19 protein-coding genes are annotated in these 21472 nt (G+C 61.8%); 9 read left to right on the top strand and 10 right to left on the bottom strand.

All coding sequences use genetic code 11. The annotated features are described in order from the left end of the window. Positions 1–6: 6 nt before the first annotated feature. The 3 genes from LAN37_09805 to LAN37_09795 form a co-directional block, all read right to left on the bottom strand. Positions 7–1050 carry a dihydrodipicolinate synthase family protein gene (locus tag LAN37_09805; GenBank protein MBZ5647504.1) on the bottom strand — a complete coding sequence of 348 codons (1044 nt, stop codon included), beginning with the start codon at positions 1048–1050 and terminating at the stop codon, positions 7–9. 70 nt (positions 1051–1120) lie between these two features. Then, on the bottom strand, positions 1121–2284 hold the full coding sequence (locus tag LAN37_09800) for a DUF1028 domain-containing protein (protein ID MBZ5647503.1): 1164 nt from the start codon (positions 2282–2284) through the stop codon (positions 1121–1123). A 148-nt stretch (positions 2285–2432) separates the two neighbouring features. After that, the gene (locus tag LAN37_09795; protein ID MBZ5647502.1) at positions 2433–3866 is read right to left on the bottom strand and encodes an amino acid decarboxylase; all 1434 of its coding nucleotides are present in this window, start codon (positions 3864–3866) and stop codon (positions 2433–2435) included. A gap of 254 nt (positions 3867–4120) precedes the next feature. Here LAN37_09795 and LAN37_09790 point away from each other — a divergent pair, with 254 nt between their 5' ends. Then, on the top strand, positions 4121–4999 hold the full coding sequence (locus LAN37_09790; protein ID MBZ5647501.1) for a PilZ domain-containing protein: 879 nt from the start codon (positions 4121–4123) through the stop codon (positions 4997–4999). Positions 5000–5028: 29 nt separating this feature from the next. Here the strand turns inward: LAN37_09790 and carB are convergent, their stop codons facing one another. The 5 genes from carB to lepB form a co-directional block, all read right to left on the bottom strand. Beyond that, positions 5029–8307 (bottom strand): carbamoyl-phosphate synthase large subunit, encoded by a 3279-nt coding sequence (gene carB / locus LAN37_09785; protein MBZ5647500.1) that lies wholly within the window; start codon positions 8305–8307, stop codon positions 5029–5031. Next, positions 8291–8884, bottom strand: coding sequence for a hypothetical protein (locus LAN37_09780; protein MBZ5647499.1), 594 nt, complete (start codon positions 8882–8884; stop codon positions 8291–8293). The genes carB and LAN37_09780 overlap by 17 nt, the downstream gene beginning before the upstream one ends. Next, on the bottom strand, positions 8881–10011 hold the full coding sequence (carA, locus tag LAN37_09775) for a glutamine-hydrolyzing carbamoyl-phosphate synthase small subunit (GenBank protein ID MBZ5647498.1): 1131 nt from the start codon (positions 10009–10011) through the stop codon (positions 8881–8883). The genes LAN37_09780 and carA overlap by 4 nt, the downstream gene beginning before the upstream one ends. A 52-nt stretch (positions 10012–10063) precedes the next feature. Further along, the gene (locus LAN37_09770; GenBank protein ID MBZ5647497.1) at positions 10064–10309 is read right to left on the bottom strand and encodes a hypothetical protein; all 246 of its coding nucleotides are present in this window, start codon (positions 10307–10309) and stop codon (positions 10064–10066) included. Positions 10310–10422: 113 nt separating this feature from the next. After that, positions 10423–10980, bottom strand: coding sequence for a signal peptidase I (gene lepB / locus LAN37_09765; GenBank protein ID MBZ5647496.1), 558 nt, complete (start codon positions 10978–10980; stop codon positions 10423–10425). A gap of 73 nt (positions 10981–11053) precedes the next feature. On the opposite strand from lepB, the gene LAN37_09760 reads away from it, so the two are divergent. The 7 genes from LAN37_09760 (at position 11054) to LAN37_09730 (ending at position 17905) form a co-directional block, all read left to right on the top strand. Beyond that, the gene (locus LAN37_09760; GenBank protein ID MBZ5647495.1) at positions 11054–11512 is read left to right on the top strand and encodes a PCYCGC domain-containing protein; all 459 of its coding nucleotides are present in this window, start codon (positions 11054–11056) and stop codon (positions 11510–11512) included. 210 nt (positions 11513–11722) lie between these two features. After that, on the top strand, positions 11723–12376 hold the full coding sequence (locus tag LAN37_09755) for a tetratricopeptide repeat protein (GenBank protein MBZ5647494.1): 654 nt from the start codon (positions 11723–11725) through the stop codon (positions 12374–12376). A 9-nt stretch (positions 12377–12385) separates the two neighbouring features. Beyond that, positions 12386–13495, top strand: a complete 1110-nt coding sequence (locus tag LAN37_09750; GenBank protein ID MBZ5647493.1) for a YvcK family protein — start codon at positions 12386–12388, stop codon at positions 13493–13495. Positions 13496–13630: 135 nt separating this feature from the next. After that, a complete protein-coding gene (gene glmU / locus LAN37_09745) occupies positions 13631–15007 on the top strand; it encodes a bifunctional UDP-N-acetylglucosamine diphosphorylase/glucosamine-1-phosphate N-acetyltransferase GlmU (GenBank protein MBZ5647492.1) in 1377 nt (458 codons plus the stop codon). A 538-nt stretch (positions 15008–15545) separates the two neighbouring features. Further along, a complete protein-coding gene (locus LAN37_09740; GenBank protein MBZ5647491.1) occupies positions 15546–15947 on the top strand; it encodes a hypothetical protein in 402 nt (133 codons plus the stop codon). A gap of 188 nt (positions 15948–16135) precedes the next feature. Beyond that, positions 16136–16996 (top strand): DUF5677 domain-containing protein, encoded by an 861-nt coding sequence (locus tag LAN37_09735; protein MBZ5647490.1) that lies wholly within the window; start codon positions 16136–16138, stop codon positions 16994–16996. Positions 16997–17533: 537 nt separating this feature from the next. Further along, on the top strand, positions 17534–17905 hold the full coding sequence (locus LAN37_09730) for a hypothetical protein (protein ID MBZ5647489.1): 372 nt from the start codon (positions 17534–17536) through the stop codon (positions 17903–17905). A 29-nt stretch (positions 17906–17934) separates the two neighbouring features. On the opposite strand, the gene LAN37_09725 is transcribed toward LAN37_09730, so the two are convergent. Beyond that, entirely contained in the window at positions 17935–18690 is a 756-nt protein-coding gene (locus tag LAN37_09725; GenBank protein ID MBZ5647488.1) for a DUF2321 domain-containing protein, read from the bottom strand. A gap of 681 nt (positions 18691–19371) precedes the next feature. On the opposite strand from LAN37_09725, the gene LAN37_09720 reads away from it, so the two are divergent. After that, positions 19372–19932, top strand: coding sequence for a hypothetical protein (locus LAN37_09720; protein MBZ5647487.1), 561 nt, complete (start codon positions 19372–19374; stop codon positions 19930–19932). 315 nt (positions 19933–20247) lie between these two features. Here the strand turns inward: LAN37_09720 and amrS are convergent, their stop codons facing one another. Beyond that, complete coding sequence (gene amrS / locus LAN37_09715; GenBank protein MBZ5647486.1) at positions 20248–21327, bottom strand: AmmeMemoRadiSam system radical SAM enzyme; 1080 nt, start codon at positions 21325–21327, stop codon at positions 20248–20250. Between the last annotated feature and the right edge of the window lie 145 nt (positions 21328–21472).

The raw sequence follows: 21472 nt of genomic DNA, 5'->3' as shown, positions 1-21472 counted from the left end.
CACCTACTAATTCCTGATATCCGCCATCAGGCGTTCCACGTCGGCCTTCTGCTCCGCGGTGAGTGGCAGGAAAGGTAGGCGCGAGGGCCCGCCGTAGTAGCCATTCAGATCCATCCCATACTTGACGCCCGGCACACCGAGTTTGCCGACGACATCCACGGCCGCCTGCGCGATGCGCTTCTGCTTCTCTTCGGCCAGCGCCATGTCCTCTTCCTTGTAGGCGGCATAGATCTCGTAGCAGGCGGTCGGGGCCGCGTCGGCGAATGCCAGGATCGCGCCCACGGCGCCCACGTCGAGCGATGGCTTCAGCGACTGCGCCGAGCCCACCAGCACCTGGAATCCGACTTCTTTCTTGCGCGTCTTGATTCTTGCCGGGGCCGCGGTGGCGACTCCGCCCAGAGATTCGGCGGCGACCATGTCGGGCCCGGCGGAGCTGGCGCACGCCGTCATCATGCGCGGTGTCACGGCGGCGAAGACCTCGGTGACCGTGGTCTCGAAATGCACGTGCCGCGTGCTGTCCACCATTTTCTTGATCTTTTCGATCACGCCGCACGATTCCTTTATTCCGATCAGGTTCGGGTGCTCTGCCAATTCGGTGACGACCTCCGCCGGAATGTCGTAGCCGGTCGCTTGCGGGAAGTTGTAGATGATGACCGGCAGCGGCGACTGGTCGGCCACGGTGCGGTAGAACGCCAGAAGGTTCTGCGGGTGCATCTGCTTCTTGTAATAGTGCGGCGTGCGCACCATGGCGACGTCGTAGCCCAGCTTGGCGGCCTGCTCGGTCAGGCGCAGGGTCTCGATCGCCGACTCGATGCCCGTTCCCGCGATCAGGACTTTGTCCGGTGCTGCGTTCTCGCGCGCACACTTGAAGACGTCGCGGCGCTCCTCATCGGAGAGCAGTATGGCTTCGCCGGTCGAGCCCAGCACCACGATGCCCGCGATCGGCGTCTTGGAGTAACGGGCCACGTTGTGCTCGAGCTTCTTGAAATAGACTTTGCCGTCGGGATAGAACGGCGTGGCGATGGGCGGGAAGATGCCGTGCAAAAGCATGGAATGCCTCGGGATGCTGAAATTGACTCTTCAGTATAACGCCACGGTGAAATTGACCGTCGACCGTCGACTATCTCGCCGCCGTGATCCTCTGGATCAGCTTGGCATCGTCGGGCAGCAAGCCGGACTTGGGCAGGCGCGGGGTCAGCGTGCGCCAGTTCTCGCCGATCCCGGGCGTGGCGAACACCTTCTGGAAGATGGGCAGCGACTCGTCCACGCGCCCCATGTTGACCAGCGCGACCGCGTGCCAGTAACGCATCTCGGCCAGGCGGCTGGGATCGACGCCCGCGGCGCCTTCGGTCAGCTTTTCTGCGGTCGCATACTCGCGCAGCGCGGCTTCGTTGTCCTTGTGCTCCACCGCGAGGTCGCCGGCGTTCATGTGGTTGTAAGCGCGCTGGAGCACGACCAGCTTGCGAAGTTCCTTCAGCGGCTCGACGGCATCGTCCACGCGCAGATCGAAGATGCGGTCTTCCCATGGCTTACCGCTCGGTTTTGCCTTCACGATCACCAACGCCGCAGACTGGCGTCCGCGGATGTCTCCGCCGACTGCCTGCGCCGCATCCAGCGCCGCCAGCATCCGGTCGGCCAAGTCCCCCTTCGTGGACTCGTAGGCCTTCGCCATCGCCGGCCAGACTTTGTCATTGGACATCAGGTTAGCCTCGGTGGAGTAGCCTGTGCCAAGGTGAACCTGACTTTTGCAACCAGAGTCGCCGAATAGCGCTCCGCCTTCGATCTGGTTTCCGGCATGGTCGCCTGCGGCTTGGATGTCTTTGCATCCGGTCCAAACCGCCACCTTACCTTGAGTGTCGATCATCGCGACTTGCCTGACCTGACGGCCTTCGTCCCCGGCGAGTAGTCCGGTCAGCGCTTCGGGCGCGCTCTTCCCTGCCCGCATGAGATCCAATCCCAACTTGCCGTACGACGGATCGACGAACGACTGCGTGGCCACCGCGCCCACGCCCGCTTCCGCCCACGTCACGATCGAGCCCACGGAAAACCAGTGCGATTGGACGGCGACGCCCATCTCCCCGGTCTCAGTGTCGCGCGCCACGATGGAAAAGGTGTGCACCGGCCGCAGCGGCTTGGGCGTCTCCCGCAGTTCCGCTTGCACGGTCTTCTGGTCGCGGATGCAGAGCACGCCGGGGCCGCACTCCGGGCCCTTGCTTTGTGGCGTGGGCTTGAGCGTCAGCACCAGCACGATCACGGCGGCGTAAGCGATGAGAGCGTATTTCATCGTGCATCGATTGTACGTTCCTACCCAGGAAATCAAAAGCTCAACACAAAGGACACGAAGGTTGGCACGAAGGACGCGAGGAAAATCGGTGTTTATCCGCGTGCATCCGCGCCAATGAATTTCTCTGCGTCCTCTGCGATCTCGGCGGTTAAATGGGTTTCGCTGCGGCGCGCACCAGCTCCCAGCATTGCGCCACGTCGTCCCAGGTGGTGCCGAGGTTGCCGATGGCGATGCGCACAACGATGCGGCCGTTCAGGACCGTCTGCGAAATGTAGGCCTTGCCTGAATCGTTCACCCGCTCGACGATGCGCCGATTGTCGTCATCCGACCCTTTGTAGCGGAAGCAGACCACGGAGAACGGCACGGGCGCGACCCGCTCGAACTGCGGATCAGCGTCCACCATCTCAGACAGCCTCTGCGCCCATTCCATGTGCGCCCGCAGGATGCGCACGATCCCCTCGCGCCCGAAGTAGCGCATGGTCATCCACAGCTTCAGCGCGCGGAAGCGGCGGCCGAGCGGGATGGCGTAGTCCATCAGGTTCACTTCCCTCCCCGCCCCGGTCGTCCGCAGGTATTCCGGCACCAGGGAGAAGGTGCGGCGCAGGATGTCGGGATAGCGGGTGTAGAAGGCGTCCAGGTCCACGGGGATGAACATCCACTTCATCGGGTTGACCAGGAACGAATGCGCCCGCTCGCAGCCCTCCAGTATGTGCTGGTATTCGGGGACGATCGCCGCCGTGCCCGCGTAAGCGGCGTCCACGTGCAGCCAGATTTTGTGCCGCTCGCAGATGTCGGCGATCTGCGGGACAGGATCGACGCTGGTCGAGGAAGTCGTACCCACGGTCGCGATCACGCAGAACGGCTTGCGACCCGCCGCGATGTCCTGCCCGATCGCTGCGGCGAGCGCGTCCGGTCTCATGCGGAATTCCGCATCCGTCGGAATCTTGCGCACGTTGTTTTGCCCGATGCCCAGCGCGATCGCGCCCTTCTCGATCGAAGAATGCGACTGTTCCGAGGTGTAGAGGACCAGGTTGCCCAGGCTGCCGCGCGCATGGGCTTCCGGATCGACGAATTCGCGGGCCGCGGCGATGGCGTGCAGACTGCCGACTGACGCAGTGTCATAGATGATGCCGAAGAATTCGTCGGGCAGGCCCATCCACTGCCGCAGCCAGGCCAATGACACTTGCTCGAGCTCGGCCAGCGCCGGCGAGGTCTTCCAGTGCAGTCCATTGGTGTTCAGCGCGGCGCTGAGCAGCTCGCCGATGATTGCGGGCGCGCAGGAACTGGTGGCAAAGAAGGCGAAAAAGTCGGGATGGTTCCAGTGCGTCACCGCCGGGATGACCAGCTTTTCGAAATCCCGAAGGATCTTCTCGTAATTTTCGCCCTGCTCGGGCGCCGCTGCGGGCAGCGCGTCAATCAGGTCACCCGGCTTAATCTTCGACACAACGGGGTAGCGGCGTGGGTCGCGCAGGTAGTCGGCCACCCAGTCCACCGCCTGATGCGCGGCCCGACGGAAATCTTCGATGTATTCGGGAGTAATGAAAGAGGGAGAGACGGCCGGTCGCCCGGCTTCGGAAGACATGAGCGCAACTCCTTGGAGGAGAGGATTCTAGCGTACGGGCCCTGGCTACAGCCTGATTCCCGGCTTGAAACGGCGCTCCCGAAAGCGAACCACTCCAGATTTCGGTTACGAAAGCTATGCCGCGGGTACCCCAGTTATCTAGCGGATTCTTCACCCGCGCGCATACTAGGCCTAGCGGACCAGGACGTCGGACGGTGGTAGCAGACGTGCTAGATCAGAAGTAGGTCGCACGCCGTCCGGCGATCGAGGTTAGCATGGCACGCCGAGAGCAACGCGAACGGATCGTGCTACCGGTGAAGGTACACGGCAGCAACGCACGGGGCGAGCCGTTCTCGGAGATGGCGTGCGTCACCGATATCAGCCAGAGCGGCGCCCGCCTCGAGGGCATCCAGTGCATCGTCCGCGTCCACGAGATCATCACGCTGGAGCACAACGGACAGAAGGCCCAGTTCCGCGTGGCGTGGGTCGGCGACCGCGGCACGCGCATGGCCGGATGCGCCGGCCTGCAAAGTATCCATCCCATGAAAAACGCCTTCGGGATGGAATTGCCGCCGCCGGGACCGGACACGTTCGATCCCTCCATTCCGTACTTGGCTCCGCCAGGTACCACCGGGGTGATCGACCGGCGTGTGCTGGAGCGGCGCGAGCAGCAGGAACGTCGCCGGCACCCACGGTACAAATGCACGGGCTCTGTGGAGATCCGCATCGCCGGGACACAGTTCACCACCTGGGCCAAGATCTCCGACATCTGCATGGGCGGCTGCTACGTGGAGCTGACATCGCCCTACCCTGTGGACACTGCCCTCGAACTGGTCATCAATGTGGCCGAGGAGCGGGTGCGGACGCGGGCCGGGGTGCGCTCGCATCATCCCGGCTTCGGTATGGGCATCGCGTTCGTGGAGACGGCGCCGGAGCAGATTGCCGTGCTGAAGCGCGTCATCGAAGTGCTTTCGGGAAAGACCCAACCCAAGCCGAAGGTCGTGCCTCTCGCTCCACCCGCCGTACGCACAGCGGGAACCCCAGCCGAGGCTGCACTGGAAGCCATCGTGAAATGGTTTGGCACACGGGACACGCTCACTCGCGCCGACTTCCTGCGGGTGATCGAGCGAGACGTGAAGAAGCCCACCGGATGATTCCGGCGCAAGATACAAGAACTCTTACCCTATCGCGTGGCCGCGCTGCGCTCGGCGTGTAACTGCTGGAGCGCACGGACGGTGATCTCGCCGCGCTGCAGCGCGGCGATGCCGTCGGCGGCGGCGCGCGCCGCGGCCAGCGTGGTGATGGTCGGGATGTGGTGGGTGATGGCGGCGCGGCGGATCGCTTTCTCGTCGAAGTACGGATCGGGCCCGTGCGGCGCGTTGATGACGAACTGGATGCGGTCGCCCTTGATCAGGTCCACCACGTTGGGACGGCCTTCCTTCACCTTGTAGACCCGCTCGCAAACCATCTTCGCGTTCTCCAGGACGGCCGCGGTGCCGTGCGTGGCGACGATCTTGAAGCCGAGGTCGAGGAAGCGCTGCGCGATCTCCGGCGCGTAGGGCTTCTCCTGGTCGTTGACGCTGATGAACACTGTGCCCGCGGTGGGCAACGTCTGTCCGGCGGCGAGTTGCGCCTTGTAGAAAGCCTCGCCGAAGTTGTCGGCCACACCCATCACTTCCCCGGTGGACTTCATCTCCGGGCCGAGCACGGTGTCCACTCCGGGAAACTTCGACCAGGGGAATACCGGCGATTTCACGTAGTAGCAGTTCCCTGTCCCCAGATCCGTTGTGCGCTCGACGTTCTCCGGCAGGAAGTCGCGCAGCTTGCGGCCGGTCATCAGGCGCGAGGCGATCTTGGCCAGCGGCACGCCGGTCGCTTTCGACACGTAGGGCACGGTGCGCGAGGCGCGCGGGTTCACTTCGAGCACGTACACCGTGTCCTTCTGGATGGCGAACTGGATGTTCATCAGGCCGACCACCTGCAGCGCGCGCGCCAGCTTGAAGGTGTATTCGCGCATGGTGGCCATCAGGGGCTCGGGGATGTCCACCGACGGCAGCACGCAAGACGAGTCGCCGGAGTGGATTCCGGCTTCCTCGATGTGCTGCATGATCCCGGCGATGACGCAGTCCTCGCCGTCGGAAAGGCAGTCCACGTCCACTTCGGTCGCGGATTCGAGGAAGTGATCGATCAGCACCGGGCGCTCGTGGGAGTACTCGACAGCCTCCTTCATATAGCGGACGACCGACTCGTCGTCGTACACAATGGCCATGGCGCGTCCGCCGAGCACGTAGCTGGGGCGCAGCAGCACGGGATACCCAACGCTGTTCGCCGCGGCCACCGCTTCTTCGATCGAGGCGGCCGTTCCGCCCGGCGGCTGCGGGATATCGAGCTCTTCAATCAACTTTCCGAAGCGCTTGCGGTCCTCGGCCAGGTCGATGGATTCGGGCGAGGTCCCGATGATGGGCACGCCGGCGGCTTTCAGCGGCAGCGCGAGATTCAGCGGCGTCTGGCCGCCGAACTGAACGATCACGCCGATCGGCGCGCCGGCAGCGGCTTCGTGTTCGTACACGGCGAGCACGTCTTCCAGGGTGAGCGGCTCAAAGTAAAGGCGGTCGCTGGTGTCGTAATCGGTCGAGACCGTCTCCGGGTTGCAGTTGACCATGATGGTCTCGAAGCCGTCCTCGCGCAGCGCGAACGCGGCATGGCAGCAGCAGTAATCGAACTCGATGCCCTGCCCGATACGGTTCGGTCCCGAGCCCAGGATGATGATCTTCTTCTTCGTCGTTGGCGGCGCTTCGGACTCGTCCTCGTAGGTGGAGTAAAGATATGGCGTGTAGCTCTCGAATTCGGCGGCGCAGGTGTCCACCTGCTTGTATACCGGCTTGATGCCGTGCTTGTGGCGCAGGTGGCGGACCTTTTCGGCTGCGCCGTGGCCATTGCGCAGGCGCCACGATTCGGCGAGGCGCTGGTCGGAGACCCCCATGCGCTTGGCGTCGCGCACGACTTCGGCGGGCACCGATTCGATCGGGTGCTTCTCGACCTCCATCAGCATGTCCACGGTTTCTTTGAGCTGATAGAGGAACCAGGGATCGATGGAGGTCATCTTGGCCAGCTCTTTGACCGTGTGGCCCTGGCGCAAGGCGTAGCGCAGGTAGGCCAAACGCTCGGGATGCGGCGTGACCAGGCGCTGCGTCAGGATGCGCGGCTCGATCTTCTCCGACCCCGGTTTCTTCCCTGTTTCCAGCGAGCGCACGCCCTTGAGCAGCGCTTCCTTGAAGGTTCGCCCGATGGCCATGGCCTCCCCGACGGACTTCATCTGCGGCCCGAGGCTCTCGTCGGCGCCGGGGAATTTCTCGAACTGCCACTTGGGGATCTTGACCACCACGTAGTCGAGCGTGGGCTCGAAGCAGGCCGGCGTCTTCTTGGTGATGTCGTTGGGGATCTCGTCGAGCGTGTAGCCCACGGCCAGGCGCGCCGCGATTTTCGCGATGGGGAAGCCCGTAGCCTTCGACGCCAGCGCCGAGCTGCGCGAGACACGCGGGTTCATTTCGATGACCACCATCCGCCCCGTGTGCGGGTGCACGGCGAACTGGATGTTCGACCCGCCGGTCTCGACCCCGATCTCGCGGATGATGGCGATGGCGGCGTCGCGCATCGCCTGGTACTCGCGGTCAGTCAGCGTCTGTGCGGGGGCCACGGTGATCGAGTCGCCGGTGTGCACGCCCATGGGGTCGAAGTTCTCGATCGAGCAGATGATGATGACGTTGTCGGCGAGGTCGCGCATGACCTCCAGCTCGTACTCTTTCCAGCCCAGCACCGATTCCTCGATCAGCACTTCGTGAACGGGGGAGAGGTCGAGGCCGCGCGCCAGGATGTCGAGCAGCTCTTCCCGGTTGAAGGCGATGCCGCCTCCGGTGCCGCCCAGCGTGAACGACGGCCGGATGATCACCGGGAATCCGATCTTGCTGGCGAACTCCAGGCCGTCTTTGAGGTTGTTGACCAGCGCGGATTTCGGCACGTCGAGGCCGATCTTGGCGATGGCGTCCTTGAACAGCAGGCGGTCTTCGGCCTTCTTGATGGCTTCGAGCTTGGCGCCGATCAGCTCGACGTTGTACTTCTCCAGCACGCGTCCGTCGGCGAGTTCGACTGCGAGGTTGAGCGCGGTCTGGCCGCCCACCGTGGGCAGCAGCGCGAAGCCTCGCCCGCCCGACATCTCACTCTCGATGCGGATGATCTCTTCCAGGTACTCGCGGGTCAGCGGCTCGATGTAGGTGCGGTCGGCGAACTCGGGATCAGTCATGATGGTGGCCGGATTCGAGTTCACCAGCACCACCTCATAGCCTTCCGCCTTCAGCGCCTTGCAGGCCTGTGTCCCGGAATAATCGAATTCCGCCGACTGGCCGATCACGATGGGGCCAGAGCCGATGATCAGGACTTTCGAGATGTCAGTGCGCTTGGGCATCTTGCTTCTTCTGTTCCACCGGCGTTGAGATCAGCTTCGCGAACGGCAGTTTGTCCAGCCGTTTGTAGATCCTCGGATCGAGCGCCCACGGGGCGTCATCGGCCTCCGCCGGGCGCGGGATCGTCATGTTCGTGCGCACGCCGAAGAAGCGGGAGGACGCTGGGACCAAGTGGCCGTTCTTGTCCACCGTTCCGGTCGTGGCGAAGCCCCAGCCGTGTGCGGTGCGGGTCTCGTAGGTAAGACTGGACAGCTTGCCCTCCTGGCCGAAGCAGTATTCGTGATAACGCGCGTAGACGCCATCGTGGACGGCCATCTGGACAAGACTGCCGCCATGTTCTCCTCGCCAGTACTGCGCCATCTCGCTGTCGGCATCCTCGGGGACCGCCTTCACGCTGGCGAACTTCTGCCATTGCTTGCCGTGCGCCTTGGCGAAGACTCCGTCAGAGGCTCGATCCGTATCCATTCCGCAGAGCTTGGCCAGATCGGGGATCTTCTTTTCTTTTTTCTCCGCGTCGGCATGGGAGACAAAGGCGGCCACTAGCGCCAAGACCATCGCGGCAGTGGTCGCGGCTCTCACCCCTTGAACTCCTCCATCATCTTCACGAAATCTTTGAACAGGTAGTGCGAATCGTGCGGGCCAGGGCTGGCCTCGGGATGGTACTGCACCGAGAACAGGGGCAAGTTGCGGTGGCGCAGGCCCTCGAGCGTGGAGTCGTTGAGGTCGATGTGCGTCTTGAGGACCTCGCTTTCGGCCAGCGAATCCGGATCCACGGCGAAGTTGTGATTGTGCGCCGTGATCTCGACCTTGCCCGTCTGCAACTGCTTCACCGGGTGGTTGCCCCCGTGGTGTCCGAACTTGAGCTTGTAGGTCTTGCCGCCCAGCGCCAGGCCGATGAGCTGGTGCCCCAGGCAGATGCCGAAGATGGGCTTGCGCCCCATCAGGCGGCGGATGTTCTCCTGCGCGTAGGTGCAGGGCTCGGGGTCACCGGGGCCGTTCGAGAGGAAGACGCCGTCGGGATTGAGCGCCAGCACGTCCTCCGCCGACGTCTCCGCCGGCACAACGGTCACGCGGCACTGCTCCGAAGCCAGCTTGCGCAGGATGTTGTGCTTGATGCCGTAGTCGTAGGCGACCACGTGGAAGCGCGCGGGCTCGTCTTTCACTCCGACCACCTCGGTCGGCTCGTGCGAGCGCTCTCCCAGCTCCCACAGATACCGCTGCTTGGTGGAGACCACTTTGGCCAGGTCGCAACCCGCCATCTCGGGGATGGAGCGCGCCTTGGCGATCAGCTTCTCGGCATCGCTTTCCAGCGAAGAGATGACGCCACGCTTGCACCCGTGGTCGCGCAGATGGCGCACCAGGGCGCGCGTGTCGATGTCGGCGATGACGGGGATCTTGTATTTCTCCAGGTACTCGTCCGCCACTTCCTGCGAGCGCCAGTTGGAGCTGACCCGCGAAAACTCGCGCACCACCAGGCCTTCGATGTACGGGCGCGTGGCCTCGTTGTCGTCGGGGTTGGTGCCGTAATTGCCGATCTCCGGGTTGGTCAGGACGACGATCTGGCCGCAGTAGGAAGGGTCGGTGAAGATTTCCTGGTAGCCGGTGATGGAAGTATTAAAAACGACTTCCCCGTAGCATTCGCCTTTAGCGCCGTAACCTTTGCCGCGGAAGATCTTTCCGTCTTCCAGCGCAAGGATTGCTTGCATTGGGACTCCGGGGAGTGGATTTTTGGGATTTTAGCAGAAGTCGAGCACCGGGTCATTGGGTCATTTGGGTCTGCCTGCGATAGAACAACCAGAAGGTCGCCAGCGCGACCACGGCGCTGATGGCCAGCGCGGCGCGGCGGAAGACCGGCGATTGCGCCGGTTCGGTGTCGGCCTGGCCGCTGGTCGCCAGCAGGAATCCCAGGTAGCAGAACAGCAGGACGTAATAGCTGAATCCCAGCGCGATCACCGCGACCAGCGCCGACGTGACGATTACCTTGGCTCGCGAAAGCTGAGGCACAGAAACAGTCTAGCAGTCCTAACACAGTGTCATCCCGAGCCGACTGGTAGCCTTGGGCTTCAGCCCAAGGTCTCCGGTGAGGGACCTGCTTTTACGTGTACGCAAAAGGCCGCCTACCGGAGCACGCCCAGCTTGTCCACCGGCCAGTAGACGAAGACGGCCTTGCCATAGATGTACTGCTCCTCCACGGGGCCGAATTCACGGCTGTCGTTGGACATGCTGCGATGGTCGCCCAGCACGTAGTAGGTGTGTGGCGGGACGATGACCTCCGGGTACGTGCGGGCGTCGTAGAAATCGCGCGGCACGTAGCGCTCGTCGATGGGGCGCCCGTTGAGGAAGACGCGGCCGGCAACGATCCGGATGTGGTCCCCGGCCAGGCCGATCACGCGCTTGATGTAGCTCTTGGCCGGGTCGCGCGGATAGCGGAACACCACCACGTCGCCGCGTTCGATCGGCTCCAGCCGGTACACGAACTTGTTGATGAAGATCCGCTCCTGGTCTTCCAACCCAGGCAGCATGCTGGTGCCCTCCACCTTCACCGGCTGGTAGAGGAACATGATGATGAAGATGGAGATACCGACCGAGATCACCAGGTCGCGCAGCCAGGTGTGCAGCAGCGACCCGACGCGCGTGCGTTCCGGAGCCTGCGGGAGTTCGTTCACGGGCCTCATTATATCCAGAGACTTAGATGCTTCAGAAACCCCAAGGGTAGCAGGAGCATCTCATCCGAAGCGTTCCGATACAATGAGGAGCATGGATTTGGGAAGGAAGCGCGTTCTGGTCCTGGCTGCAGTCTGCCTGCTGACCATCACCACCTCGGCACAGTTCCTCGACGTGCCCGCGTATCACGACGCTCCGCCGAACAAGGGCGAAAAGCTGCCCCCGATTCTTTCCGGCCGGGCGCTGCAGAAGGTCGGCCTGAAGTATGCGTTCCAGGCGCATGCCTACAAGCTGGCGGCCCGCATCCCCAACTTGATCTACCAGCAGCCCTGCTACTGCCACTGCGACCGCAGCGTCGGACACACCAGCCTGCACAGCTGCTTCGCCGGCGACCACGGCGCCCACTGCGGCACCTGCCTGCAGGAACTTTTCTACGCCTACAAGATGAACAAGGCGAAGAAGACTCCGGCGCAGATCCGCGAGGGCATCGAGCGCAGCGAGTGGCAGCAGATCGATCTGCAGAAAGCTCTCGACATCAACTAAGAGGCCGGGGCCGGCAGCCAGGAGTCAGTGTGTCGGGAGCCGATTTGCACCAAGAATGGTGCATTCCCAACTTGGGTTGACGGGCGGCAAGAATTGCGCGTATAACTCCAGCGCACATGCATCGAGGCAGCCGCTGTGAGCCCCGAAAAATGAGTTTTCCACAGGGGTCTCACGCTCCCGCTGCGGCCAGCCTGCCAAGGTTACAACCTGATGAAAAAGAAAGCCGCAGCAAAGGTTAAACGTTCCTCCCCTAAGTCTAAGAAACATAAGACTGTTGCGAGGAAATCGAAGCGGGCAGCGGCGCCTCCGCACGAACTCCAGCGCAAGCCCTCGATCATGGAAGATCCCAGGTTTTCCTCAGCTGTGCAAAACTACCAGGCCGGCCTCAAGGCCATGCAGGAGCGAAAATTCGAGCGCGCCAAGACCTTTCTGCAAAAGGTTGTGGAGGGTCCGAGCCGCGAACTCGCAGACCGCGCCGCGATCCATTTCAGCATCTGCAACCAGCAAATGGCGCGCACCAGCACGACTTTCAAAACGTCGGAAGAACATTACGATTACGCCGTTGCCCTCATGAATCAGGGCGATTACGACGAGGCACGGACGCACCTGGAGAAGATCCTGAAGCAGAATGCGAAGGCCGACTACGCCATCTACGGCCTGGCGGTGCTCGACTGTCTGCAAGGCCGGGTGGAAGATTCGCTGCGGCGCCTGGACCAGGCCATCCGGCTGAATCCGGCGCACCGCATCCATGCGCGCAACGACACCGATTTTCAGAACCTGGCAGACGATCCACGATTCACCGAGTTGCTCTATCCGGAGCCGGGACCGGAAACCCCTCCCGCCACGCCTTCCTGGAAGCGGTAGAATCAAGCCATGCCTGTGCCAAAAAGCGGGGAGAACCCGGAGACCGCGCGCGGACTTCGTGTGGTCGCCATCGGCGGCGGCACGGGGCTCTCTACCCTGCTCAAAGGCCTGAAGGAATATGTTCCCGCTCCCGGGGCGATTCCCGGGCAGGGCCCCTACATCGCCGAACTCAGCGCCATTGTGACGGTCACCGACGACGGCGGCTCCAGCGGGCGCCTGCGCAAGGAGTTCAACATCCTGCCGCCGGGAGACATCCGCAACTGCATGGTGGCGGTGGCGGAGGACGAGGCGCTGCTCTCCAAGCTCTTCCAATACCGCTTCCCCGGCGGAAGCGGGACCGGCCTGGAAGGACACAGTTTCGGAAATCTGTTCCTCACCGCGATGGCCGCGGTGACCGGAGATTTCGCCGAAGCGGTCAAGTTGTCGGCCGGCGTTCTCGCCTCGCGCGGGCACATCTACCCGGCGACGACCTCGAATGTGCAACTCGACGCCCTGATGGTGGACGGATCGCGCGTGCAGGGCGAGACCAAGATCACCGCCAGCCGGGGTCGGATCGCCGAATTGCGGATGGTCCCGGCCGACGCGGAGCCGATCCCGGAAGCGATCGCCGCCATCGAGCGGGCGGATCTGATCACCGTCGGGCCGGGGTCGCTGTTCACCAGCCTGGCGACGAACATGCTGGTCCGCGCTATTCCCGAAGCCATCGCCGGTTCGCGGGCGGTAAAGGTTTTCGTCTGCAACCTGATGACGCAGGCCAACGAGAGCTTGGGGCTCACCGCCGCCGAACACATCAAGGCCATCTACAAGCACGCGCGGCAGCAGATCTTCGCCTTCGCCCTGATCAATCGCGCTCCTCTTTCGCCGCACCTCAAGGCCAAGTACGCGCTGGAAGGCGCGTCCCAGACCGTCTGCGACGCGGCCGCCATCGAGGAACTGGGAGTGCGGGTGGTGGCCGGTGACTTCCTCGAGGAAGGGCCCGTGGCGCGCCATGCCACCGGTCGCGTGGCCCAGGCCCTGTTGAACCTCGCCTGCGGCGTCCCCGTCGTCACCGAGCCCAAGTCGCCCGGGCAGGGAGAAACTTCCGGAGCCGTCCGCGACCGCGTTAACATAGGCGGCTAGTCTTCATCATTCTGCTTCCTCCAAGTGCCTCTGTGTACTGGCGGCTTGAGAGCGCCGAGGATCGGAGCGAGGATCTTTGTGGCTAAGACCAAGAGCACTCCTGCCAAGTCCGCCGGCAAGTTCGCCATCGCCATCATGGCCGCCGGCAAGGGCACGCGCCTGAAATCGAAGTACCCCAAGGTGCTGCACGAAGTGGGTGGCAAGCCGATGCTGGCGCACGTGATCGCTGCGGCGAACAAGGTCGTTCCCGCCAGCGACATTTACGTCATCATCGGGCACGAGGCCGACCGGGTGCGGGACAAGGTCGGCGACACCGGGGTGAACTTCATCGTCCAGGAGCCGCAGCGCGGGACCGGGCACGCCATCATGGTGGCCCGCGACGCGCTGTCGAAGTACGACCGGTTCCTGGTGCTGTCCGGCGACGTGCCCCTGATCTGGGCGGGAACCATCGAGCGGCTGCGCGATTTTCATCGCGCACAACGCGCCGCCATGACCATCCTCACCGCCGAGATCGAGAAGCCGCACGGGTATGGCCGGATCATCAGAAAAAATGGAAAAGGCGCCGAGGTGTCGGCCATCGTCGAGGAGAAAAAGCTGACCCCGCCGCAGCGCAAGTTGCGCGAGGTGAATTCCGGCATCTACGCATTCGAAAGCAAGCCTCTGTTCGCCCGCATCGGCAAGCTCAAGACCGATAACGCGCACAAGGAGTACTACCTGACGGACATGGCGGCGCTATTCGTGCGCGCCAAGCTAAAGGTCGTGGCCCTGCCCGCGGAGAACCCCGAAGAAGTTCTGGGCAGCAACACGCGGCTGGAGCTCTCCATGCTCGACCAGCACATGCGCATGGCCAAGTGCTACGAGCTGATGGCCAGCGGCGTCTCCATCTACAAGCCGGAGACGTGCGCCATCGACGCCGACGTGAAGATCGCGCCGGACACGGTGATCGAGCCCTTCGTCCAGATCCTGGGCAAGTCGAAGATCGGATCGGATTGCCGCATCCGCTCCTACACCATCATCGAAAGTTCCGAGATCGGCGATGGCGTCGAAGTTCGCGCCCACTGCATGCTGGAGCAGGCGCGGGTGGAAGCGCGGGCGATCATCGGCCCATTCGCCCGGCTGCGTCCTGGCAGCGAGATCGGCGAAGGCGCGCACATCGGCAACTTCGTGGAAACCAAGAAAGCGCGGGTCGGCAAAGGTTCAAAGGCCAATCACCTTACCTATCTGGGAGACGCGCTCATCGGCGACGGCGTCAACATCGGCGCCGGGACCATCACCTGCAACTTCGACGGCACGGAAAAGCACGCCACCGTGATCGACGACGGGGCCTTCATCGGCAGCGACGCCACTCTGGTCGCCCCGGTGCGCATCGGGCGCGGCGCTTACGTCGGAGCCGGCTCCTGCATCACCGACGATGTCCCCGCGGAATCGCTGGCCATCGGGCGCGGCCGCCAGGTCGTGAAAGAAGGTTGGGTCAGGGAGCGACGGGAAAAAGAGGCTGGGCCCAAGGAGTAGGCGGGGAACCAGGTAAGCGCAGCCTGAGAGCGCACCTGCCTTGGGCGCAGGAGGTCACAGGCTCAAATCCTGTCGCCCCGACCAATTCAACGAAAACAGTCCTATACTGCTCAGTCGAAGGACGGGCCACCCGCCGCCTTTGATTCGCCGCATACGAGCGCCCTCGGAGCCGTCAGCCATCCGCTCACGAATGGCAGCGTATCGAGCGCGTTTCTCGTCTGGCCACAGCTGGTCGGATGTTAGCACCGAAGAGAAAGCCGAGCACGCCCTTCCAGAACCGGAGTGCTCCAGCCTATTTTGGCTCATCTGGGTGTACGAAAGACTCACGTCAGTGTTTATCCGTGACCAGCATCACAGACATCCTCGGTGTCCGCGATAGAATTCGGGCCGCTTCAGTCCAACTACCTCACCTTCGTGAGTTGCGGCTGATCCTCCGCTGCGGCCCCGAAGATTCTCTGTCTAGTAGTATGGTGTCCCCCGGACTAAGCACGGTTGTTCGGGACCGAGATGCTCATCGGAAAGGAGTCGTGTATCACCTATGAAGCGTTTGCTGGTTTGTCTTGTGCTCGTTTCAGGTTGCGCTTTCGCCGTTCTCGCCGTTTGCAGTCGTGTCTTTGCATCTGAACGTCCTTCCGTCGCCTTTGGAAATGACTATGTTCTAAGATGCGCTGAGTTTGTGGATGGCAAGACCACCGGCTCCGGGAGTGACCCTGAGGGCTTTTTTCAGTTTGCGTATTGTGCTGGCTACACCGAAGGTCTAGAACACGCATTGTTGCTGGCCGACGGTAACATCTGCCTACCGAGCGCGGACGTCCAGACAGTTCAAGTGGCGCGAATCATCAGCAAATGGATCAAAGATCACCCGGAGCAAGCCCACAAACTGACCACCATCCTTGCCCAGCAAGCCCTAAGGAAGGCTTTTCCATGCGCGACGAAATGAGCAACAAAAGACAAACGACTTCAACATTGCAGGTGACAATGAATCTCGGGCCGTGTGGAGACATCACAACGGAGGCGCATCGTGAAACGTTTGCTCCTCGCCATGGGCCAGTTCGTGGAACAGGCACAGTGAATCTGATTTTGTGTTTGGTCGTTAGAACTTGAGCCAGGAGTGGCTCCTACTCGCCTATGTCGCTCTATGGATTTGAAGACGCAGCAACCGCCTTTGATCAACGCCACCCACACTGGGCGACGGTCATGTCCCGGCTTGGAGACGCCGTCAACTTAGCGTTTGCTCGAACACAGGTGATGGATACGCCGATAGACAAGTTTGTGTACTTCTACGGCTCACTGGTGGCGGAAGACTTCATGGAAGTCTTCCTGATGGCGGCAAACGGGTATGGCTACGGGGCCATGAAGCTCCTGCGCTCCATGTACGAGCACGCCGTTACCCTCAAGTACCTCCACGACCACCCCGAAGAACTCCAGGCATTCTTTGAGTTCGACCGGGTGCAACAGTACAAGCTGATGAAGCCAATCCTTGACACATTCGGTGAGAGTGCGTTGCCAGCGGAGATGGTGGCGGACATAGAACGAAGGTACGCAGAGGTGAAGAACAGGTTCATGGTGAAATCGTGCAAGTCCACGATCTGCGAGGAAAAGCGAGTAGGGCACACATGGAGCAAGCTGGACTTCGTTTCGATGGCAAAAAAGACGGGGGCTATCGGCTCACTGATTGTTCCGGGCTACTTTTTCCCGCTAAGACATACTCACGGTACGTATCGTGCGATGACCGAACGGCTGGAACTGTCTAACGGACAGATGGGCTTCAAGCGAGAGTCCCAGCCGGATGAAGCTGACCAAGCTCTCATAACAGCGCACAACTGCTTGTTCGTAGCTCTTGAGGTTCAGGAAGAACGGTTCAAGATTGAGGGTCTACGAGATGCCATTCAAAATGCTAAGCGAGATTGGGCATTAGTTTGGTCTCCGGAATCTCTTGCTCGGATGGAAGCGGAATCCGGTGCCATGGGTTCGGTTGACAACCAGTAGGAACCCTGGAGGGCCAAAGCCGCTTTGGACGTTTCCAGGCCCAGGTATGTGAGGTCGGGGCTCCTGCACACATTCACCGTCACCTGGGAAAACGAGGGGGACTCGACTCTCGAAGATGGGGTTCCCCGAAGGGGCCCCCGGCTCAACACTGTGCCCAGTTTTGTGCCCACCACCAAACCTTACCGAGTGCTACCGATGATCACGCCCCCTCGCGCAAGTCCTTGGATTGACGATTCGCCATCATCATTCGTCAACCCCAGTAGCACTCCAGCGTAAGTTGTTGAGTTCTCGTGCGTGCAATCCTTGGGCGCAGGGGGTCACAGGTTCAAATCCTGTCGCCCCGACCATTCTTTAGAAATCGACTGCCAAAGCGCCAAAGCAGAGTCACGCCCACCCAACGAAAACCGCGTTGGGTGGGGCACCCCCATCCGTACAGGGATGTAACATACCCGGCGTTGCCTGGGCCACCCGCCCTGCGAGGCAGCCCGGTTCTATACTCGCCCTGAAAGGTGGGCCACCCGCCGCGGAGGTATTGATATGGCAAAGAGTCAGAATTCATTTGATCGCTGGATTCCAATGTATCGGCTCTGCATTGCAGACCTTCCCAACTATGGCAATGTTCCTGCTGTTTATGCAATCCGGCACTGCACCACAAGAGAGATCTTGAAGTACGGCCACACCCAACACCTGCGACAGCGGATCGTGATGAATTTTCTGTGTGGATGGGGCGGTGCTACAACGCATCGAGTGTTCTTGGAACTCTATGACAATGAAATGGTCGAATGCGTAGAGGTCGCATGGATTCAAGCAAAGAGTAAGGCGGAAGCGCAACGGATGGAAGGCCAATTCCGCAGAGCGTATATGGAAGTCCACGGGGGGCAGCGGCCCCCTTGGGATCGGCAAAATTGACGACCTGTGGGCGACTGGCGCCACTAGCGCTAACCCTTCAAAACCTCCGCCGTGGCTTTTGCAATCAAGTCCAAGATGGCTTCTCTCACGTACTCGGTCGCCTTCTCCAGCCTAATGCCAATCAGCTTCTTCTTAGCCGGGACGAGGTCGGCTCTGGGGTCTGACATGACATATTGCAGGTCACCCCAAAGGTTTTTCCGATCATCGAGCGATAGCTTGTCGTCATGGTCAAGCAATTCACGAGCGGTGTTGAGGCGATCTTCCATCCATGGATATGGACGTCCACAGGCGTGACAAAACTGAGGACGGGAATACATATCTACGGGCTTGTACTTGTCAGCTCCACGAATCGGCTCTTTACAGCGAGGGCACTCGTCAATACAAGGAGCGCCGCACCTCGTGCAGTGGACGTTTGACTCGAATGACGCACCGTCGCAGTGCTGGACATGTCCGTTCAGGCATATCTGGGCGCTGCAATGAACCCCGTCAGGGTGCGCCCCGAGTGCTCTCTTACTAGCTCTCTTCCCTTTTTCGAGTTCTTCTTGAGTGGCTCTTAGGGCGAGAACACCAATGGCATCGTGGATTTCGATCTCTGAGCCGAAGTCCACGAGTTGTCTGACCGTAAAATGTGACACCCAATCTAGGGCGTCGCCCTTGGCTTCTGGCGGAGCCGAAATACGATATTCGCTGCCGTCAAGGTAAACGGTTGCGACTCTCTGCAGAAGGTCTGGTTGAGCCGATCCTTCTAAGACCGTTTGTTTGAGGACGACTTTGATGTCGCTCATTGCGGGGAATCCCCCTTCGAACATTGTAATGGCACGTTTTCGAAAGTTTCCGTGCAGATGCTTGGCTCACGAAGGAACAGCTAAGGTCGGAGATGCCACTGGGTTAATCAGCGAAAAGCAGGTCCCTCAGCGACTGAAGTCGGTTCGGGATGACACTGGGGTGGTGGTGGTGAAAAGCAGGTCCCTCACCTTGGGCTGAAGCCCAAGGCTACCAGCCGTTCGGGATGACACTGGGGAGGAACAGCATGTCCCTCAGCGGCTAAAGCCGCTCACTTTAGGGGTAGCTGTTGGCGCGGCTCGGGCTGAAGCCCGGCCCCCGGCTGAAGCCGAGGGTCTACCGGCCGCGCCCCAACAAACAGCAGGTCCCTCGCGGAGACCTGGGGCTGAAGAGTGTGTGTGTGAGAACTATGTCGCCCCTACGGGGCTCGTCCATTCTTTCCAATTTACCCAGCCCTTCCGGGCTGGGCTAACGTATTCCGCCCGCTCCGCGGGCTGGATCTGCGCGAATTGTTCCACCGTGCTGCTAGAAATCGAGTTCTCACACAGGCTCTGAAGGCCCAGGCTACCAGCCACTCGGATGACACTGGGGAGGAAAAGCAGGTCCCTCGCGGGCTGAAGCCCACTCGGGTTGACACTTGGGAGGGGATGACGGTGGGGAGGGATTACACTGCGGTAGTTGCAATGGCAAAGGAACTTGATATCGAGATGCGGTGGACGCCGGTGCTGGCGGGCGTCGGTGAACCGTACCGATTTCCGCAGAAGACGACAAAGTATCTGAGAGAAAGGTATCAGGGGCCGGCGGTGTATTGCTGGCGCTTGGACAGACCGCGAGTGCCGAGCGTGGTCTACGTCGGCGAGACTGATTGTGTGATACGGCGGCTGCGCGGCGTGTTGTGGGCGGGACGCCGGGGAGAGACCAACCTGCGGCTGAACCGCCTGTTCCAGAGCCTGCTGGCCGAGGGCGCGGACATCACGTTGGAGGTGCTGTCGTTCGAGCCGTTCGCGGTCAACGGGTATGAGGTCAGCATGGAGCGGCTGCGGAACCCGTACCTGCGGAAGCTGGTGGAGAGTATCGCGATCCTTACAGAGGCGCGGATGGGGTCCATGGTGCTGAACTGGGGGCGGGAGCTGGTGATGCGGCAGAGGCTCCGCTTGTTGCCGCAGGTCGAGCGGATGGAACCGGAAGAACGGCGGCGATTCCTGAAGTTCATGGCGGCGGAGTTCAAGAAAGCGGAGTTGTGAAGAGCGCGGAGCTGATGCCGCGCCCTGATACCTTTTGGTTGAAATCCATCCAAACTGAGTCGTGGCGCCAGCAGCTCGGAGGTCCTTCGGGGGCTAAAGCCCCCTCAGGATGACAGAGGGGTAGAGCGGGGATGGCGCGGCTCGGGCTGAAGCCCGGCCCCCGGCTGAAGCCGGGGGTCTACCAGTCGCGCCCTAACAAAGCCAAGCCGCGCCCCGACAGAGCTGACCCCGTTCGGGATGAGAGCAACAGCAGCTCCCTCACGGAGACCTGGGGCTGAAGCCCCAGGCTACCAGCCACTCGGGATGACACTGGTTTCAGGCGACCGGGTGCAGGTGGTTGACGGTCCGGCGCTGCTCGACCTGCTTCTGGGTGAACACCCCGGCGATCGCCGTCCCGCAAGTCGCACACTTCCCAGCTTTGAGCTGATTGGTCAGCACGCTGTGCCAGGAGCGGCGCACGATCACTTTCTTGCAGCCGGGGCAGATGGTGTTTGCTCCGTCGCTGAAGATATTCCCCTCATAGACGTACTTCAGGCCCATTTCCATGGCGATGCGGCGGGCGCGATGCAGCGTCTGGGGCGGCGTGGCTGGCTTGTCCCGGAGCTTGAAATCGGGATGGAAGGCGGTGAAGTGCACCGGGACGTCGTCGCCCACGTTGTTCAGCATCCAGTCGCAGAGCTTCTGGAACTCACTCTCGTCATCGTTGAGCGTGGGGATGATCAGGTTCGTGACCTCGAACCAGACGTTGGTCTCCTGCCGCAGCCACTTGAGCGTCTGCAACACCGGCTCCAGGTGGGTCAGCGTGATCTTGGAGTAAAAGGTTTCGGTGAAGGCCTTCAGATCCACGTTGGCGGCGTCGATATGCTCGTACACATCGAAGAAGGCCTCGCGGGTGATGTAGCCATTGGTGACCATCACCGTGTTGAGCCCATGTTCGTGGGCGACCTTTGCGATGTCGATGACGTACTCGCCCCAGATGGTCGGCTCGTTGTAGGTGAAGGCCAGGTGCGGGCAGTCGTACTGCTCAGCCAGAGCGACGACCGCGTCGGGCGACAGGTCGGCGGCGTTCACCTGGTCGGACTTGGCTTTCGAGATGTCCCAGTTCTGGCAGAAGAAGCAGCCCATGTTGCAGCCAGCCGTGCCCATGGAAAAGATCCTGGTGCCGGGGAAGAAGTGATTCAGCGGCTTCTTTTCCACCGGATCGACCTGGATAGCCGCCGGCCGCCCATAGCCGAGCTGGAGCAGGCGTCCGGCCTCGTTCTTGCGGATGAAGCAGAATCCGGTCTGGCCTTCACCGATGTGGCAGTGGCGGGGGCAAAGGTAGCAGTGGAGACGGCCGTCGGGCATCGTCTCCCACCAGCGCGCTTCGTGCCCCTGCTCGCGGGATGACTTCATAGGTACTGCACCGGGATGAATTTTACTCCCAAACCAGAGCGGCGGGAGGAGGGCATGGGCGCCGAAAGTTCACGGCGCCCACTCGCTTGGGGATGATGGAATCTGTTATTGGCTTGGACGTACCCCGCGAAAAAAGGATCTGTTC

The sequence above is a fragment of the Terriglobia bacterium genome, from assembly GCA_020073495.1.
In the GTDB taxonomy this organism is placed as follows: domain Bacteria; phylum Acidobacteriota; class Terriglobia; order Terriglobales; family Acidobacteriaceae; genus JAIQFD01.
This window is presented reverse-complemented; position numbering and strand designations above follow the sequence as displayed.